The sequence below is a fragment of the Streptomyces sp. NPDC002566 genome (assembly GCF_042889585.1).
Lineage (GTDB): Bacteria > Actinomycetota > Actinomycetes > Streptomycetales > Streptomycetaceae > Streptomyces.
Genome location: NZ_JBIARD010000004.1, coordinates 334,084 through 351,310, shown reverse-complemented (window position 1 = coordinate 351,310; position 17,227 = coordinate 334,084). Strand labels below are relative to the sequence as shown.

The window sequence follows — 17,227 nt, the reverse complement described above, 5'->3', positions numbered from 1 at the left end:
CGTCGGAATCTCGCGTGAGCGGGATCCCTGCGAATTCCCCCGCGCGTTTCACCGCAGTCGTTCGAGGTGGGCGGCGATGATCCGGCCGATCGCCCGCTGCGGTTCGGGCCGCATCATCCCGTCGTGGTCCGAGTCGATGCCGTGGTGCGTGACGCTGCCGCCGATGTACGGCTCCCACACCGCGACCGTCGGGGAGTCCTCGCCGGCGCCCCGCTCGGCCGAGAGGAAGAGCACGTCCCCGCCGAAGCGGTCCGGGACGAACTCGGCGCTGAGGACCGCGTGGTTGCGCACGATCCGCAGCAGCCGGGCCAACTGCCCCTCGTTCAGGCCGGCCAGCGGGTTGGCGTCCCGCCGGAACAGCTCCAGGACCTCGGAGAGCGTGGGCTCGCCGCCGGCGAACGCCGCCGCGTCGTAGCCGCAGTACTCCAGGATCTTGGCGATCAGGGCCCGGTCGTCCGGGATGCCGTCCGGCTCGGGCACCGGATAGCTGTCCAGGTTCGCGAGGAGCGCGACGCGGTGCCCGAGCCCTTCCAGGCGGGTGGCCGCCGCGTGGGCGAGGAGTCCGCCGAAAGACCAGCCGAGAAGATGGTAAGGCCCCTCCGGCTGAATTTCCAGAATTCTGCGGACGTATTCCCCGGCCATTTCCTGCACCGACCCCGGAAGCGGAGCTTCCGCGATGATTCCGGACGCCTGGAAACCGTAGACGGGGAATTCCTCGGCCAGGTGCTCGGCCAGTCCGAGGTAGGGCCAGCTGAGCCCCACTCCGCCGTGCAGGAAGAACAGCGGCTCACGGGTGCCGTCGGGCCGGATGGGCAGCAGGGTCTCGAACGCCTCGGTGAGCAGCGCGGGCCGCCGCCCGCCCGCCCCGCCGGTCCCCGAGGGGCCGGTCGCGGCGAGTTCGCCGGCCCTGCGGGACAGGGTGCGCAGCGCGCGGAACCAGCCCTCGGCCAGTGCCCCGGCATCGTCCGGTTCCAGCAGCCGGCCCGCCCACGTCCAGTTGGCGATCAGGACGGGCCCGTCGGGGCCGTCCTCGACCAGCGCGTCCACCTCGACGGTGTGGCCCAGCGGCATGCCGCCGGCCGTCGCCGCGAACGCCTCCCGCGCCTCTGGCGCGGCCGCCCAGCCGCCGTCGTACGACTCCACCGCGGCGAAGCGGCCGAGGTAGTTGAAGCCGAGCTGCGGGTCGACCGCGGGCAGCGGGGCGGTTCCGTCGCCGAGGTGACGCAGGATGCCGTGGCCGAGCCCGTGGTCGGGGAGCGCGGCGAGCTGCTCGCGCATCTCCTTCACCGCCTGCTCCGCGCCGAGCGCCGCCGCCCTCAGCAGCACCGGGTGGGTGCCGGTGAACCAGCCGACGGTACGGGAGAGATCGACGCCCTCGCGCACCTGCTCGCGCCCGTGGGTCTCGACCTCGACGAGCAGGCTCCGGCCGCGCCACTCGGCGACCGCGAGGCCGAGGCCGGCGAGCAGCACGTCGTTGATCTCCGCCTGGAAGGCGGCGGGGCCGTGCTCCAGGAGCGGGCCGGTGTGCTCGGCCGGCAGGACCAGGCGCAGCGTCCGGGCCGTCGCGTACGTGTCCCGGGCCGGGTCCAGCGCCCGCGCGCCGACCGGCTGCTCCTCGTGCGACAGCAGCTTCGTCCAGTACGGCACTTCCCCGGTGCGAGACGCGGCCTGCTCCCGGAGGAGGCCGGACCAGTGGCGCAGCGAGGTGCCGACCGGGTCGAGGGCCGCGTCGGGCCGCTCGTACGCGGTGAGCAGGTCGGGAAGCAGCACGCGCCAGGAGACGCCGTCCACGACGAGGTGGTGCAACATCAGGACCAGCCGGCCGGGGCGGTCAGCCCCGCGGTCGATCCACACGGCCTGGAGCGTGACCCCGTCGCGCGGGGCGAGCCGGTCGCGCGCCGCCTCCGACTGGGCGGCCACCGCCCGCCGCAGCAGCGCCTCGTCCTCGTACGCCCGGTGGCCCGCGTCGATACGGGTCACCAGCGGCGCGACCCGCACGGTCCCCGGCTCGGCGATCACGAGCCGCCAGTCGCCGGGACCCCGGCCCGTCAGGCGCAGCCGCAGGGCGTCGTGGTGGTCGACGACCCGCTGGAGCGCCCGGGTGAGCCGCTCCAGGTCCAGATCGGCGGGAGCGGTCAGGACGACGGACTGGTTGAACCCGTCGATCGGGCCGCCCTCTTCGAGGAGCCGCAGCATGACCGGCAGGGGCGCCAGCTCGCCCACGCCGTCGTCGGTGCCGACGATCTCGGCCGGCTCGGCGTCGCCGACGGCGGCGGCCAGCGCGGCCACCGTCTTGTGGGTGAACACGTCGGCCGCGGTGACCCGCAGCCCGGCCCGCCGGGCGCCGGCGACCACCTCGATGGAGCGGATGCTGTCGCCGCCCAGGTCGAAGAAGCTGTCGTCGATGCCGACGGACGGCAGCCCGAGCACGGCCGCGAAGACCTCGCAGAGGGCGCGCTCGGTGTCTGTACGGGGCTCCCGCGCGGGACCCTGCACATGGGCCGAGGGGTCGGGTGCGGGAAGGGCCTTGCGGTCGATCTTGCCGTTGGGGGTGAGGGGGAGCGCGTCGAGGGTGAGGAAGGCGCTGGGCACCATGTAGTCCGGAAGCACACTCGCGAGCGTCGTCCTGGGCTCGTCGGTGGTGCCGATGAGGTAGGCGACCAGGCGTCCGTGGTGGACGGCTGCGGCGGCGTCGGTGATGCCGGGGAGGTCGCGGAGTGCGGTTTCGATCTCGCCGAGTTCGATGCGGTGGCCGCGGATCTTGACTTGGTGGTCGGTGCGTTCGAGGAACTCGAGTTGTCCGTCGGGGCGTTGGCGGACGCGGTCGCCGGTGCGGTACATGCGGGCGCCGGCTTCAGCTGCATACGGGTCGGCGGTGAAGGTGGTGGCGGTTTTGGCGGGGTTGTCGAGGTAGCCGTGTCCGACGCCGGTGCCGGCGACGTAGAGCTCGCCGGGGGTGCCGGGGGGTACGGGCTGGAGGTGGCTGTCCAGCACGTACAGGCGGGTGTTGCGGACCGGGTGGCCGATGGGAGCGCGGGATCCGATGTCGCTTGCGGTGCGGATGACGGCGTGGGTGACGTCGTCGGAGCACTCGGTGGGCCCGTAGGCGTTGACGAGCGGGATGTCAGGAGCCAGCGCCAGCCATTCCCGTGCCAGGTCGGCGGGGAGCGTCTCGCCCGTCACCAACAGATGTGTGAGGGGGGTGAGTTTGGGTCGGGGGAGTCCGTTGTTCCAGGCGTCGAGGGCGGCGCGCAGGAGGGAGGGGACGACTTCGAGGACGGTGACGCCGTCGGTGGTGATGCGGCCGAAGAGCTCCTGCGGGTCGGCGGCGGTGTCGCGGTCGACGACGACGAGGCGTGCGCCGGTGATGAGGGGGGCGAGCATCTGCCAGACGGAGATGTCGAAGGTGACGGGTGCGTTGTGGACGACGACGTCGTCTGCGGTGAGGTTCAGGTCGTCGACCTTGGCGAGGAGGTGGTTGACCATTCCGGCGCGGTGGACCATGGCGCCTTTGGGGCGGCCGGTGGAGCCGGAGGTGAAGATGATGTAGGCGAGGTCGTCGCCGCCTCCGACCGGTGGGGCGGGTTCGGTGTCGTGGCTGTCGTTCCAGGTGATGACGGCAGGGGTGCTGGAGGCGGCACCGAGCAGTTGTGCGGCCGTCTGGTCGAGTGCGGGGCCGGTGTAGAGGGCGTCGGGTCGGGAGTCGTCCAGGAGTGAGGCGGTGCGGGTGAGGGGTGCGCGCAGGTCGAGGGGTATCCAGGCGGCTCCGGCGCCGAGGATGGCGAGGATGCCGGTGACGAAGGGGATGCCTGGCTCGCACAGCATGGCCACCCGTGAGCCGGGGCCCACCCCGGCCGCGACCAGACGACGAGTCAACGCCGAGGCCAGACCCACCAGTTCGGCATAGGTGGCAGTCCCGGTCGGGTCCTGCACCGCGAGCCGGTCCGGGCACGCGGCGGCGTGCGCCCGCACCCGCTCCACGACCCCGGTGTACGCCTCCTCGACCGTCGTCGCCGCCCAGCCCGCGCGCACCGCGGCGGACTCGGCCGGCAGCAGCGCCCCGGCCTCGCGGACCGGCCGGTCCGGCGCCGCCACGAGCACGCCCAGCAGGTGCGCGAGCCGGTCGGCGAAGGACCGGGCGGTCGCCTCGTCGAACAGGTCGCTGCTGTACTCCAGGACCGCGTCGATCCCGTCGGCCGCACCCTCCTCCGTACGCCGCTCGAACAGCTCGAAGGCCAGGTCCGCCTTGGCGGTCCCCGTGCCGAGGAGCAGCGGCTCCGACTCCAGGCCCGCCAGCCGCACCGCCGACTCCGGCGTGTTGTGCAGGGTGAGCATCGTCTGGAACAGCGGGTGCCGGGACAGCGACCGGGTCGGCGCGAGCGCGTCGACCAGGGCCTCGAAGGGCAGGTCCTGGTGCGCGTAGGCGGCCAGGTCCGTGGCGCGGACGCGGTCGAGCAGTTCGAGGAAGGTCGGGTCGCCCGACAGGTCGGTGCGCAGCACCAGGGTGTTCACGAACAGGCCGACCAGCTCGTCGAGCACCGGGTCCGTGCGGCCCGCGACGGGCGAGCCGAGCGGGATGTCGTCGCCCGCGCCCAGCTTGGACAGCAGGGCGGCCAGCGCCGCCTGGAGCACCATGAACGTGCTCACGCCGCGCGAGCGGGCCAGCTCGCCGACCGCCGCGTGCAGCGCCCGGTCGATGCGGAACTCCACCTGCCCGCCCCGGTGCGTGGGGACGGCGGGCCGCGGCCGGTCGGTCGGCAGCTCGAGCTCCTCGGGGAGGTCCTTCAGCGCCTCCCGCCAGTGGCCGAGCTGCTCGTCCGACACCGCCGCGAGCAGCTCCCGCTGCCACAGCGTGTAGTCCGCGTACTGCACGGGCAGCGGCGCCCAGGCCGGCGCCCCGCCCGCGCGGCGCGCCTCGTAGGCCGTCGCGAGGTCGGCGCCCAGCGGGCCCACCGACCAGCCGTCGGCCGCGATGTGGTGCACGACGAGCAGCAGCACGTGCTCCTCGTCCGAGGCCCGGAACAGCTCCGCCCGCAGCGGCAGGTCGGCCGCCAGGTCGAAGCCGCGCCGCGCCGCCTGCCGTACGGCGTCCTCGCTCATCGGGGTCACCGGCAGGTCGATGCGCACCGCCTCCGCGTCCACGACCTCCTGGCGGGCGCGCCCGTCGGTGTCCGGGAAGCGGGTGCGCAGCGCCTCGTGGCGCACGACGACATCGCGCACCGCCGCGCGCAGGGCGGCCACGTCGAGGGCGCCCTTCAGCCGGACGGCGACCGGGATGTTGTACGCGGGGTTGTCCGTCTCCAGCCGGCCGAGGAACCAGAGCCGCTGCTGGGCGGGGGAGAGCGGCAGCACCTCCGGGCGTACGGCCGGCGCGGGGGCGGGCCGGGCCTCCCCAGCGTCCGCGACGCGGGCCGCGAGGGCCGCCGGGGTCGGCGCGTCGAAGACCGCGCGGACCGGCAGGTCTGCGCCGAGCGCCGTCCGGATGCGGCCGGTGAGCCGGGTCGCGAGCAGCGAGTGTCCGCCGAGCTCGAAGAACGAGTCGTCCGGACCGGCGGGCGCGGGCAGCCCGAGCACCTCGCCGAACACCTCGCACAGCAGCTGCTCCTGCGGGGTGCGCGGCGCGCGGGCCGCGGTGCGCGGGCCCTGGGCGGGCGCCGGCAGCAGCTTGCGGTCGACCTTGCCGTTGGCGGTGAGCGGCAGCGCGTCCATCGCCACGAACAGGGCGGGCACCATGTGCGCGGGCAGGCTCTCGGCCAGGTGCGCGCGCAGCGCGGCCGGAGCGGCCGTGCCGACGGTGTAGCCCACCAGTTGCGTGCCGCCCGGCAGGTCCTCGCGGGCCACGACCGTCGCCTGGGACACCTCGGGGTGGGCGGCGAGCGTCGACTCGATCTCGCCGAGCTCGATGCGGAAGCCGCGGATCTTGACCTGGTGGTCGGCCCGTCCGATGTACTCGATCTGCCCGTCGGCGCCCCAGCGCACGACGTCGCCGGTCCGGTACATCCGGCTGCCGGGCGGACCGAACGGGTCCGGCACGAAGCGGGTCGCGGTCAGCGACGGGCGCCCGTGGTAGCCGCGGGCCACGCCGTCGCCGGCGATGAACAGCTCGCCGACCGCCCCCGCTGGAGCGGGCCGCAGCGCGTCGTCGAGGACGTACACCTGGGTGTTGGCGATGGGGCGGCCGATCGGCGGGACGCCGCCCCGCTCGCCGTCCAGGACGGCCGCGGTCGACCAGATCGTCGTCTCGGTGGGCCCGTAGACGTTGGTGACCTCGCGGGAGGCGGCGCGCAGCGCGTCGGCGAGCGGTTCGCCGACGGCCTCGCCGCCGATCAGGACGCGCAGCCCGGCCAGGCTCTCCGGGTGCTCGGTGACCAGGGCGTGCCACAGCGTCGGGGTGGCCTGCATGACGGTCGCGTCGCTGCCGGTGATCAGGGCGGCGAGGGCGGCCGGGTCGCGCACCGTGTCGCGCTCGGCGAGGACGAGTTCGGCGCCGGTGAGCAGCGGGACGAGGATCTCCAGGTTGGAGATGTCGAAACCGAAGGTGGTGACCGACAGGAAGCGGTCCCCGCCCGTGACGCCGAAGCGCTCGCCCATGTCGTGCACGAGGTTGATCAGCGCGCCCTGGGGCACGACCACGCCCTTGGGCCGGCCGGTGGAGCCCGAGGTGTAGATCGTGTACGCGGTCTCCAGCGGGTCCGGGTCGGGGGTGCCCACCGGGCCGGCGGGCCGCTCGGCGAGGAGCGCCGCCGCCGTGTCCAGGGTCAGGTGCGGGCGCTCGGTGACGGCGGACAGCGTGGCGGCGACCCCGGTCGTGGTGACCACGAGGGCGGGCGCCGCGTCGTCGAGCATGTAGCCGATGCGGTCGGCCGGGTAGTCGGGGTCGAGCGGCAGATAGCCGGCGCCCGCCTTGACGACGGCGAGCGTCGCGACGATCAGCTCCGTCGACCGGGGCAGCGCGAGCGCCACCAGGGCGCCCGGGCGCGCGCCGCGCGCCACCAGCTCATGGGCGAGCCGGTCGGCGCGGGCGTGCAGCTCGGCGTAGGTGAGCCGCTCGGCGCCGCAGCGCAGCGCGGGCGCGTCCGGGGCGGCGGCGGCCCGCGCCGCGAGCTGCTCGCGCAGGGCATGGCGCGGGTAGGAGCGGGCGGTGGCGTTGTACGAGCCGAGCAGCGTCGTCCGCTCCTCCTCGCCCAGCAGCTCCAGCCGGGAGAGCGGCAGGTCGGCCGCGTCGGGAAGGGCGGCGAGGAGCCGCAGCACCCGTCCGGACAGCGCGGCGGCCTCCGCGGCGCTGACCAGGTCGGGCGCGTGGTCGAGCCGCAGCGTCAGCTCCTCGCCGGGCAGCACGAGCAGCGACACCGGATAGTGCGTGGCGTCGCGGCCCTTGACGCCGGTGACCGTCAGACCGGGGACGGCCGAGCGCAGGGCGTCCGGGTCCAGCGGATAGTTCTCGAAGATCAGGACGGTGTCGAACAGCTCGCCGTGGCCCGCGTCCCGCTGGATGCGGGACAGGCCCAGGTGCTGGTGCGGCAGGAGCGCGGTGTGCTGCTCCTGCGCCGACTCCACGACCTCCGCGAGGGTCCGCGAGGCGCCGGTGCGCAGCCGCACGGGCAGCGTGTTGATGAAGAGGCCGACCATCGACTCGACGCCCGGCAGCTCCGGCGGCCGCCCCGACGTCGTGGTGCCGAACACCACGTCGTCGCGGCCGGTCAGCGCCCCGAGGACGACGGCCCACACGCCCTGCAGGACGCTGGACAGGGTGACGCCCCGCGCCCGCGCCCACTCGGTCAGGCGCGCCGTCGCCGCGGCGTCCAGCCGGGCGATGTGCTGCTCGGGCAGCACCGGGGCGCGGCCGGGCGGCGCCGGCACGAGCCGGGTGGGCTCCTCCAGGCCGTCGAGCAGCTCCCCGTAGGCCGCTGCGGCGGCCCGGCCGTCCTGCCGGTTCAGCCAGGACAGGTAGCTCTTGTACGAGGTGACGGCGGGCAGCGCCGAGGCGTCGCCGCCCGCCGCGTACGCGGCGAACAGCTCGGACAGCAGCAGCGGCATCGACCAGCCGTCGAGCAGGATGTGGTGGCAGGTGACGAGGAGCCGGTGGCGGTCCGGGCCGGTGACGGCCAGGGTGAAGCGGATCAGCGGCGGCCGGCCCACGTCGAACGGCTCGGTGCGGTCCCGGTCGGTCAGCGCCTCCACATCGCCCGGCTCCGTCACCTCCCGCCACGGCACGGGCACCTGGCGGGGGATCAGCTGGACCGGCTGACCGTTCTTGCGGTAGCGGAAGCCCGCCCGCAGGTTCGGGTGCCGGGCCAGGACGCCCGCCGCGGCCGCCCTCAGCGCGCCCCGGTCGAGCGGCCCCTCCAGGTCGAGGACGAGCTGGACCGCGTACACGTCGAGTTCCCGCCGGTCGTACACGGCGTGGAAGAGCAGCCCCTCCTGGAGCGGGGTGAGCGGCAGTACGTCGCTCAGTCCGCCCGACGCCCGCGGCGCCCCGGGTCCCTTCCCCTGTGCGGTCGTGCTCATCCTTCGTCCCCCCACTCGTCTGCGAACTCGTTCTCGAACTCGTCGATCTCGTCCTGGCCGAGCCCTTCGACGAGCCCAAGGTCCGAGGGTGTGAAGCCCCCGGCGTCGGGCCGTGCGGCGTGTGCGGCCAGCGCCTCCAGCGCCCGGAACCAGCCGCGTGCGATCGCCTCCGCGTCCGCGTCGGCGACCGTCCGCCCCGCCCACGTCCACTCGGCGACCAGGCGCGGTCCGTCGGGCAGGTCCTCGGTGCGTGCGTTGACGCCGAGCGCGTGCGGCAGCGGCATCTGCTCGTCGGTGCCGGCCGCGACGTCCAGCGACTCCGGCACGACCTGCCAGTCGCCGGGTTCCGACAACGCCATCCGGCCCAGGTAGTTGAAGCCCAGCTGCGGCGCCGGGCGGCCGCCGAGCACGGCCGCCGAAGCGGCGTCGAGCCGGCTCAGCAGACCGTGACCGATGCCGTGGTCCGGTATCCGGCGCAGCTGCTCCTTGACCTCCTTGAGCGCCTGGCCGAGCGCGGGCCCGCCCGCCCACACCTCGTCGAAGTCGCACAGGCCCACGTCGAGGCGCACCGGGTGCGTGCTGGTGAACCAGCCCACCGTGCGGGCCAGGTCGACGCCCGGCACGACCGCCTGGCGCCCGTGCCCCTCCAGGTCCACGAGGACGTCCTGCCGCTCGCCGCGCCCGCGGCGCCAGTCGGCGACCGCGAGGGCGAGGGCGGTCAGCAGCACGTCGTTGATCTCGGCGTGGAACGCGGCAGGCACGGTCGTCAGCAGCTCCGCCGTGGCCGCGGCGGGCAGTTCCAGCCGCCGTCGGCGGGCGGTCGCCGCGGTGTCCTGCCCGGGGTCGAGCGGCCGGGCGCCGAGCGGCGGGTCGCCGCCGTCCGCGATCTCCCGCCACAGCGGCAGTTCGGCCCGGCGCTCCTCCCGCGCGGCCTCCTCGTGGAGCAGCAGCGCCCACTGCCGGAAGGAGGTTCCCACCGGGGCGAGGGGCCGCTCGGGGTGCTCGTACGCCTGGGCCAGGTCGGGCAGCAGGATGCGCCAGGAGACGCCGTCCACCACCAGGTGGTGCAGGGTCAGCAGCAGCCTGCCGGGCCGTGCGGCGCCGGCGTCGATCCACACCGCGCGCACCACGTCGCCCCGGGCGGGCGCCAGTTCGCCGCGGGCTGCGGCGGCCTCCTCGCGGACGAGGGCGGCAAGGTCGCCGGAACCGGCCTCGACCCGGCGCAGCACGTCCCCGGCCCGGACCGCGCCGGCCTCCAGGATCTCGTCGCCCCGCCGGCGCAGGGCGTCGTGGTGGTCGAGCAGCGTCTGCAGCGCGGCCTCGATCCGCTCGTACGAGGCGCCCGCGGGCGTCCGGACGACGGCCGCCTGGTGGAAGCCGCCGGTCGGCCCGTCGATCGCGTCGAACCAGGCGGTGATCGGCGTGGCAGGCACCGGTCCGGTGCCGTCGCCGGCGCCCACGGTCCCGGTCCGTCCGGCGGCCTGGGCGGCGAGCGCAAGGCCCTGCGGGGTGCGGTGCACGAAGACGTCCTGCGCGGTGATCGCCAGGCCGGCCTCCCGCGCCTTGCCGACGAGCTGGATCGAGCTGATGCTGTCGCCGCCGAGGTCGAAGAAGCCGGCCTCGGCGCCGACCGACTCCAGTCCGAGCACCTCCGCGAACGCCCGGCACAGCGCCGCCTCCCGCTCGTTCGCGGGAGCCCGCCCCTCGGCGGCCCGCGTGAGGTCGGGCGCGGGCAGGGCCCGGCGGTCCAGCTTGCCGTTGCCGGTGAGCGGCAGCGCGTCGAGGGCGACGACCGCACTCGGCACCATGTGCTCGGGCAGTTCGGCGGCCAGGCGCGCGCGGATCTCCCGCACGTCCACCGGGACGCCCGCGGCGACGACGTACGCGACGAGCCGCTTGTCCCCGGGCCGGTCCTCGCGGACGATCACCGCGGCCCGCGCGACGTCGTCCCGGGCGAGCAGCACGCCCTCGATCTCGCCCGGCTCGATGCGGAAACCGCGCAGCTTCACCTGGTCGTCGACGCGCCCCACGTAGTCGAGGCTGCCGTCGGCGTTCCAGCGCACCAGGTCACCGGAGCGGTACATCCGGCCGCCCGGCGCGGTGGCGTACGGGTCGGCGACGAACCGGCTCGCGGTCAGCTCCGGGCGCCGCAGATAGCCGCGGGCCAGCTGGTCGCCGCCGATGTACAGCTCACCGGTCACACCCGGCGCCACCGGCCGCAGCCGCGCGTCGAGCACGTACAGCCGCGTGTTGTGCAGCGGGAACCCGATGGGCGGCTTGACCGCGCCGGACAGCGGCTCGCTGATGCTCGCGCAGACGGTGGCCTCGGTCGGCCCGTACGCGTTGCGCATCACGCGCCCGCGGGAGAAGCGCTCCACCAGCTCCGGCGGGCAGGCCTCGCCCGCCACGACCAGCTGCACGCCGTCGGGCATCGGCCGGTCGGCCGGCCACGCGGACAGGACCGTCGGCGGCAGGCAGACCATCGTGGTGCCGGTGCGCTCCACCAGCTCCGCGAGCGGCGCGCCTGGACCGCGCTCCTCGGCCGTCGAAAGGATCATCGTCGCGCCCGAGAGCAGCCCGATGGACAGCTCCCAGGTCGCCGCGTCGAAGCTGTACGAGGCGAACTGCAGCCAGCGGGTGGCGGGGCCGATGCCCATGCGGGGGCCCTGGTCGGCCACCATCACGGCGACCGTGCGGTGCTCCACGACGACACCCTTGGGGCGCCCGGTGGAACCGGAGGTGTAGATGACGTACGCGGGGTCGCGCACGGTCAGCGGCCGCGTCCGGTCGGCGTCCGCCGGCGCACGATCCGGCCGGGCCCGCACCGCGGCACTTACGTCAGCGTCGTCCAGCAGCAGCCGGGGCACGTCCGAGTCGCCCAGAGCGGCGGACTCGGCGTCCATCGTCAGAGCGAGCGCCGGCCGCGCGTCGTCGAGCATGTAGCCGATGCGGTCGCGCGGGTAGGCGGCGTCGATCGGCAGGTAGGCGGCGCCCGCCTTGAGGACGGCCAGCAGCGCGACGACCATCTCCGGCGAGCGCGGCAGCAGCAGTGCCACCAGGTCGCCGGGCCCGGTGCCGCGGGCGGCCAGCTCATGGGCGAGCCGGTTCGCGCGGGCGTCCAGCTCCGCGTACGACAGCACCTGCGCGCCGAACTCCAGTGCCGGGTGCGAGGGTTGAGCGGCCGCCCTGGCCGCGTACAGCTCGTGCACCGGGGCCGTCTCGACGTCCTGGACCGGACCGGCCCACTCGCCCAGGATGCGGGCGCGCTCGGAGGGCAGCAGGGCGTCGACCCGGCCCAGCGGCAGGTCGGGGTCGCCGGTCAGCACGCCGATGAGGCGGGCGAACCGGTCCGCCATCGACCGGGCCGTCGCCTCGTCGAACAGGTCGCTGCTGTACTCCAGGACCGCGTCGATCCCGTCCGGCGCCCCGCCCGGCCCGTGCCGCTCCGTCAGCTCGAACGCCAGGTCCAGCTTGGCGGCGCCGCTGCGGACCGGGACCGTCTCGACGTCCAGGCCGGGCAGCGCGAGATCGGCGGCGGCGTTGTTCTGCAGCACCAGCATGGTCTGGAACAGCGGCTGCCGGGACAGCGACCGGCTCGGCGCGAGCGCGTCGACCAGCGTCTCGAAGGGCAGGTCCTGGTGCGCGTACGCCGCCAGGTCGCTCGTGCGCACTCGGTCGAGCAGCTCGCGGAAGGTCGGGTCGCCGGACAGATCCGTGCGCAGCACCAGCGTGTTGACGAAGAAGCCGACCAGCTCGTCGAGGGCCGGATCGGTGCGCCCCGCGACGGGCGTGCCCAGCGGGATGTCCTCGCCCGCGCCGAGGCTCGACAGGAGCGTGGCGAGCGCGGCCTGCAGCACCATGAAGGTGCTCGCGCCCTGCGCCCGGGCCAGCGCCGTGACCGCCGCGTGCACCTCGGCGTCGACACGGAAGCCGACCGTGCCGCCGCGACGGCTGGGGACGGTGGGCCGCGGCCGGTCGGCCGGCAGCTCCAGCTCCTCCGGGATGCCGTCCAGCGCCGCCTTCCAGAAGGCGAGCTGCTCCTCCGCCACCGCCTCCAGGATCTCGTGCTGCCACAGCGTGTAGTCCGCGTACTGCACCGGCAGCGGCGCCCGGTCGGGGACCGCGCCCGCCCGCCGCACCCCGTACGCCTCGGCGAGGTCGCGGGCCAGCGGGGCGACGGACCAGCCGTCGGACGCGATGTGGTGCAGCACGACGAGCAGGACGTGCTCGTCGTCGGAGAGCCGGAACAGCTCGGCGCGCAGCGGCAGCCCGTCCGCCAGGTCGAAGTCGCGGGCGGCCGCGGCGGCCAGCGCCCCGGGCAGCGCCTCGCGGGTCGTCCCGGTGACCGGCAGCGCGGGACGCGCCTCGGCGGGGGAGAGGATCCGCTGGCGCGGCCGGCCCCCGGCGTCGGGGAAGACCGTGCGCAGGCTCTCGTGGCGGGCCACGACGTCACCCAGCGCCGCGCCCAGCGCCTCCGCGTCCAGGTCGCCGCAGAGGCGCACGGCGAACGGCAGGTGGTAGGCGGTCGAACCGTTCTCCAGGTGGTCGAGGAACCACAGCCGCTGCTGGGCGGGGGAGAGCGGCAGCTCGTCCGGGCGCTCGACGGCGGCCAGCGCGGGCCGCACCGGACCGTCCGCCCCGTCCAGGCGAGCGGCGAGCTCGGCGACCGTCGGCGCGTGGAACAGCGTCCGCACGGCGACCTCGACGCCCAGCCGGGCCCGGATCCGGGACACCACCTTGGTGGCGAGCAGCGAGTGCCCGCCGAGGTCGAAGAAGCTGTCGTCGATGCCGACGGCGGGCAGCCCGAGGACCTCGGCGAAGATCTCGCACAGCGCCTGCTCCCGTGCGTCGCGCGCCGGGACCAGCCCGGAGACGGCGGCCGAGGGGTCGGGTGCGGGCAGGGCCTTGCGGTCGATCTTGCCGTTGGGGGTGAGGGGGAGTGCGTCCAGGGTGAGGAAGGTGCTGGGGACCATGTAGCCGGGCAGGACGTCGGCGAGTGCGGCTTTGGGGTGATCGGTGGTGCCGATGAGGTAGGCGACCAGGCGTCCGTGGTGGACGGCTGCGGCGGCGTCGGTGATGCCGGGGAGGTCGCGGAGTGCGGTTTCGATCTCGCCGAGTTCGATGCGGTGGCCGCGGATCTTGACTTGGTGGTCGGTGCGTTCGAGGAACTCGAGTTGTCCGTCGGGGCGTTGGCGGACGCGGTCGCCGGTGCGGTACATGCGGGCGCCGGCTTCAGCTGCATACGGGTCGGCGGTGAAGGTGGTGGCGGTTTTGGCGGGGTTGTCGAGGTAGCCGTGTCCGACGCCGGTGCCGGCGACGTAGAGCTCGCCGGGGGTGCCGGGGGGTACGGGCTGGAGGTGGTGGTCGAGTACGTACAGGCGGGTGTTGCGGACGGGGTGGCCGATGGGGGCGCGGGTGTGCAGGGGGGTGTCGGGGGTGATGACGGCGTGGGTGACGTCGTCGGAGCACTCGGTGGGCCCGTAGGCGTTGACGAGCGGGATGTCAGGAGCCAGCGCCAGCCATTCCCGTGCCAGGTCGGCGGGGAGTGTCTCGCCGGTGACCATGAGGTGGGTGAGGGGGGTGAGTTGGGGTCGGGGGAGTCCGTTGTTCCAGGCGTCGAGTGCGGCGCGCAGGAGGGAGGGGACGACTTCGAGGACGGTGACGTGGTCGGTGGTGATGCGGCCGAAGAGCTCCTGCGGGTCGGCGGCGGTGTCGCGGTCGACGACGAGGAGGCGTGCGCCGGTGATGAGGGGGGCGAGCATCTGCCAGACGGAGATGTCGAAGGTGACGGGTGCGTTGTGGACGACGACGTCGTCGCCGGTGAGGTTCAGGTCGTCGACCTTGGCGAGGAGGTGGTTGACCATGCCGGCGCGGTGGACCATGGCGCCTTTGGGGCGGCCGGTGGAGCCGGAGGTGAAGATGATGTAGGCGAGGTCGTCGCCGCCTCCGACCGGTGGGGCGAGTTCGGTGTCGTGGCTGCCGTTCCAGGTGACGACGGCAGGGGCGCTGGAGGCGGTGTGGAGGAGTTCGGTGGTGGTCTGGTCGAGTGCGGGGCCGGTGTAGAGGGCGTCGGGTCGGGAGTCGTCCAGGAGTGAGGCGGTGCGGGTGAGGGGTGCGCGCAGGTCGAGGGGGATCCAGGCGGCTCCGGCGCCGAGGATGGCGAGGATGCCGGTGACGAAGGGGATGCCGGGCTCGCACAGCATGGCCACCCGTGAGCCGGGGCCCACCCCGGCCGCGACCAGACGACGAGTCAACGCCGAGGCCAGACCGACCAGTTCACCGTACGAAACAGAACCCTGCGGATCCTGGACAGCGGTCCTTTCGGGATCGTCGGCAGCCACTGCCCGGACACGCTCCACCACCCCGGTGTAGGCCGTCTCGATCGCGGTGGCGCCCCAGCCCGCCCGCACCGCGGCGGACTCCTCCGGCAGCAGGACGTCGAGCAGGTCGACGCGCGCGTCGGGTCCCGCCTCGGCGAGCGTCCCCAGCCAGGCGAACAACCGGCGCTGGTGCAGGTCCAGTTCCTCGGGCGTGTAGCGCGAGGGGTTGGCGTCGAGGCGGACCGCGTACCCCTCCTCGGCCGCGTCGAGATAGATGATCTGCATGTCCTCGACCGGGCCGGTCGACAAGTTGTGCAGCAGACCGGTGCACGCGCCGAACGCGTAGTCGAAGCCCGACTCCAGGACGTTGACGGTCGGGCCGAGCGAGCGGCCCGCGTCCCCGGCGAAGCCGAGGTCGCGGCGGATCCGGTCGCCCCGGTAGTTCTGGTGCCGCAGCGTGGCGCGCAGCTCGCCCGCGCTGTCGCGCAGGAAGTCCGCGACCGTACGGCCGGGCAGCACCCGCACCGGGTGCGGCACGAAGTTGGCGCGCATCCCCGGGACCGCGCGGGCGGCCGCCGTGGCCCGGGCCGGCACCGCGAGGGTGAGCAGCGCGCGGTCCACGCCGGCGGCCCGCTGCACGTACGCGCCGGTCGCGGCGATCAGCAGCGTCTGCCAGGTGACGCGGGCGTCCCAGGCCAGCGACCGCAGCCGCTCGACCGTCGCGGCGGGCAGCACGGCCTCGCACCGCAGCGAGCCGCGGGCGGGGCCGCCGGGGCGCTGCGAGAGGCTCACCGGCTCCGGCTGCTCCTCGAAGCGGCCGCGCCAGAAGGCCTGCTCCTTAAGGTACTTGGGCGTCTCGGCGTAGGCGGCCTCGTCGTCGGTGAGCGTGCGCGGGTCGGGGAACGCGCCCTCGGCCTCCGGGTCCGCGTACAGCGCGGCGAGCCGGTTGTAGATGAGGACGCGGCTGAACCCGTCGACCAGGATGTGGTTGACCCGGATGTAGAACAGCAGGTGCTCCGGGCCGAGCCGCAGCAGGACCGACCGCAGCGTGCCCGCGGTCAGGTCCGGCGGCACCAGCAGGTCCTGCCGCATGAACGCCTCGGCGGCGTCACGCGGCCGCGGCTTTCCGGACAGGTCGAGCGTCTCGACGGGGAAGTCCCCGGCGTCGGCCAGCTCCTGGAGCGGCTCGCCGTCGCGCTCGGTGAACAGGGCGCGGAGGGTTCCGGCCTCCCGCAGCACCCCCTGCCACGCGGCCGTGAACCGGGCGGTGTCCAGGGGGCCGCGCAGTTCCAGGAAGTCGCCCATGGTGAAGACGGGGTTGCCCGGGTCGGCCTGCTGCCCGTACCACATCTCGCGCTGAGCGGCGGAGAGCGGCAGCTGCCGGGCGGGAGGTGTGGAGGTCATGACTGCGTCGCTCCCGTGGGAAGTTCGGTCGGTTCGATGCCGTACACCTCGCGCACCCAGCTCGGCTGGTAGACGGTGTCCAGATAGCGCTCGCCGAGGTCCGGGGCGATCGCGACCGCCGTTCCGTTCCCGCCGGGACGGTTGTCGGCGAGCCAGCGCAGCGCACCGCTCACCACGGTCCCGGTGGAGCCGCCGAACAGGAATCCGCCGCGGGCCAGGGCGTGGCAGGCGGTCACGGTGTCGGCCTCGGGGACGTGCACCACGTCGTCGATGAACGAGGTGTCGAGGAGCGCGGGGCGCACGCCCGCGCCGAGTCCGGGGATCATGCGCGGACCGGCCGGCCCGCCGAAGGTGACGGAGCCGACGCTGTCGACCGCGACGACCGTCACCGGGCGCGGCAGCTCCTTGAAGTAGCGGGCGCAGCCCATCAGCGTGCCGGTGGTGCCGCTGCCGATGAACAGCAGCTCCACATCGGGGAACTGCTTCTCGATCTGCGGGGCCGTGGTGCGGTAGTGCGCCCGCCAGTTGTCCGGGTTGGCGTGCTGGTTCAGCCACACGACCCGCGGGTCGCCGGCGATCAGCGTGCGGACGTACGCCAGCCGGGCCGCCAGGAACCCGCCCTCCTCGGCCGGCTCCGTGACGGTGTGCACCTCGCTGCCGAGGGCCTCGATGAGCTTGCGCGTCGCGATGTTGGTCCGCGAGTCGACCACGCAGATGAAGTGGTAGCCCTTGGCCGCGGCGATCACGCTGAGCGCGACCCCCAGATTGCCGGAGGACGACTCCACCAGCGTCGAGCCCTTGGTGAGCGCACCGCTGCGCTCGGCCGCCTCGATCATGCTCGCGGCGGCCTTGAGCTTGATGGAACCGGCGAAGTTGAAGCCCTCACATTTGAGGTGCAGTGGGTATCCGTACAACGTCCGGAGATCGACGTAGAGATCTTCGGTGTTGAATTCGTGCGGAGCCGAAATGACCGGCATGATTCCCCCAGAAAGACA

At 74.4% G+C, this 17,227-nt stretch carries 3 protein-coding genes; all 3 read right to left on the bottom strand.

The window, feature by feature from the left end; genetic code table 11:
- Window positions 1-48 precede the first annotated feature (48 nt).
- From ACFYXA_RS18705 to sbnA, 3 genes are read right to left on the bottom strand one after another with little or no spacing between them, the layout of a single operon-like run.
- The gene (locus ACFYXA_RS18705; protein WP_389034013.1) at window positions 49-8,508 is read right to left on the bottom strand and encodes an amino acid adenylation domain-containing protein; all 8,460 of its coding nucleotides are present in this window, start codon (window positions 8,506-8,508) and stop codon (window positions 49-51) included.
- Window positions 8,505-16,232 (bottom strand): amino acid adenylation domain-containing protein, encoded by a 7,728-nt coding sequence (locus ACFYXA_RS18700; protein ID WP_389034010.1) that lies wholly within the window; start codon window positions 16,230-16,232, stop codon window positions 8,505-8,507. The genes ACFYXA_RS18705 and ACFYXA_RS18700 overlap by 4 nt, the downstream gene beginning before the upstream one ends.
- Window positions 16,229-17,209, bottom strand: a complete 981-nt coding sequence (gene sbnA, locus ACFYXA_RS18695) for a 2,3-diaminopropionate biosynthesis protein SbnA (RefSeq protein WP_352246726.1) — start codon at window positions 17,207-17,209, stop codon at window positions 16,229-16,231. Before sbnA ends, ACFYXA_RS18700 begins: the two co-directional genes overlap by 4 nt.
- Window positions 17,210-17,227 lie beyond the last annotated feature (18 nt).

Coding starts and splice junctions, on each gene's coding strand:
- ACFYXA_RS18705 (WP_389034013.1), bottom strand. CDS start 8,508: ATGAGCACGACCGCACAGGGGAAGGGACCCGGGGCGCCGCGGGCGTCG.
- ACFYXA_RS18700 (WP_389034010.1), bottom strand. CDS start 16,232: ATGACCTCCACACCTCCCGCCCGGCAGCTGCCGCTCTCCGCCGCTCAG.
- sbnA (WP_352246726.1), bottom strand. CDS start 17,209: ATGCCGGTCATTTCGGCTCCGCACGAATTCAACACCGAAGATCTCTAC.